We start from the raw sequence: 1,367 nt of genomic DNA, 5'->3' as shown, positions 1-1,367 counted from the left end.
GTTTTGGAGTCGCGGATGTGGATGGTGGTGGGGTGGACGGCGAGTTCGAGGCAGGCGCCGCCTTCGCCGCTGCTGTAGCTGGACTTGAACCACTCAAGTGCGGTGCCGCTCATCTCTCTCCCAGAAGACGGTCCAGCAGGTCCTTTGTGTCCTCGATGTTGAGGGCCTGCGTTCGCAGCATCGCATACTTCTGGGTGACGATCCCCACCTCATTCGGGTCGGCAATGAGGGTGCTGCCGCGCTGGGTCTCGCTGTATGCGAGCCGTTGGTGCTCGGGAGTCTCAAGCAGGATGAACGGGCCTTCGAGCCCAGCGTGTGTGGTGCGTCCCAACGGCAGGACCTGCAAGGCGAGTCCTGGCATCTCGGCGTACTCCCGCAGGTGTCGCAGTTGTTCCACGTACACCTCACTCCCACCCAACCGGTCCCGAAGCGCGGCCTCCCAGATGACGAAACTCGTCGTCGGTGGCACCTTGCGGTGGAGGATCTCCCGTCGCTGGATGCGTGCAGCCACGAACTGCTCGATCTCGTCCTCGTCGTAGACCGGTACGCGGCTGCGAAAGACCGCCCGCGCATACCCTTCCGTCTGGAGCAGTCCCGGTACCAGCAGGCTCTCGTACCACGAGATCGCAATCGCCTCCCGCTCCCGATCCAGATACTCCTCCGCCCACAGCGGGACCAGATCCACCTCCGGCATGTGCTCCAACGCCGCCGCCAACGCCCCCTTCGTGCCGAGAAGTTGGTCGAGCTGCTCGGCCAGATCCGGCTTCAGTGGCCGTCGGCCCTGCTCGATCGACGCGATCTGCTGCTCGCCGACGACGAACCGATCGCCCAGTGACTTCTGTGTGTACCCGGCCGCCTGGCGGTAGAGGGCGAGCAGTGCGCCCACCATCCTCATCGCCGAGGCGTTCCTACGGGCCCGTGCCCGTGTTGTGGTGCTCATGCGGTCCAAACTCCCCATCCGCGCGCGTACGTTCACCGCCGCGCACCCGTACAAACCGGCTGTACGGGTGCACGTACTGTCCCATAATGACCACGTAGCGTGACACTCGTCACGTGAACGCAGAAACCCCCCACCTGTCCCCACGCGAACGCTTCTACCGCCGCGAACGCACATCCGTCCCCGCAGCCCGCGCCTTCGCGAGTGAGGCGCTCGCCGACTGGGGTGTGCGGGACCGGGCGTACGACGTCGTGCTGTGTGTCAGCGAACTCGCCACCAACGCCCTCGTGCACGGCGTACCACCCGGACGGGGCTTCCTGCTGAGGCTGCTGCCGCTGTCGTACGACGGTGGGGTGCGCGTCGAGGTGCACGACAGCGGGGACGGCGTACCGGTCGTACCGCAGGTGGACGCGGGGGAGTCGGACGAGGG

Annotated in this window: 3 protein-coding genes; 1 reads left to right on the top strand and 2 read right to left on the bottom strand. The window is 66.1% G+C overall.

The genetic code is table 11. From position 1 onward, the window contains the following. Positions 1-113: DUF397 domain-containing protein (locus FNH08_RS50105; protein ID WP_152778676.1), on the bottom strand; the 113-nt coding region annotated here is incomplete at its 3' end. Continuing rightward, complete coding sequence (locus tag FNH08_RS50100; protein WP_194238903.1) at positions 110-940, bottom strand: helix-turn-helix domain-containing protein; 831 nt, start codon at positions 938-940, stop codon at positions 110-112. The genes FNH08_RS50100 and FNH08_RS50105, both read right to left, overlap by 4 nt. 113 nt (positions 941-1,053) lie before the next feature. Here FNH08_RS50100 and FNH08_RS50095 point away from each other — a divergent pair. Then, positions 1,054-1,367: ATP-binding protein (locus FNH08_RS50095; protein WP_322726684.1), on the top strand; the 314-nt coding region annotated here is incomplete at its 3' end.

This window comes from Streptomyces spongiae, assembly GCF_009377185.1.
Taxonomy (GTDB): Bacteria; Actinomycetota; Actinomycetes; order Streptomycetales; family Streptomycetaceae; genus Streptomyces; species Streptomyces spongiae.
Note: the sequence above shows the minus strand (reverse complement) of the source record. Positions and strands in the feature narration are given on the sequence as shown.